The following is a 243-nucleotide window of genomic DNA, read 5'->3' as shown; positions in this document are numbered from 1 at the left end:
ACAGTGATAATTGTCATCATTGGAATGAGCAGAAGATAAGACCAATGGATAAAATGAGCTATCATTCCACCAATAGCTGGACCGATCCCTTCTCCCATAGCTACTATGGAGCCAATAAGACCAAACGCTTTACCCCTATTTTCCTTTGGAATATAGCGCGCAACTACAACCATCACGAGTGCTGGAAATGCAGCTGCACCAGCTCCTTGAATAAATCGAGCCAGAATAAGTATGGGAAAAAAA

General features: G+C 42.4%; 1 protein-coding gene. It reads right to left on the bottom strand.

The genetic code is table 11. The features are described from left to right. Positions 1-243, bottom strand: a 243-nt coding sequence (locus AWV70_RS19805) for an MFS transporter (protein WP_153010053.1), incomplete at both ends; no start/stop codon positions are given.

This window comes from Sporosarcina koreensis (assembly GCF_001531445.1).
Taxonomy (GTDB): Bacteria; Bacillota; Bacilli; order Bacillales_A; family Planococcaceae; genus Sporosarcina; species Sporosarcina koreensis_C.
This window is presented reverse-complemented; position numbering and strand designations above follow the sequence as displayed.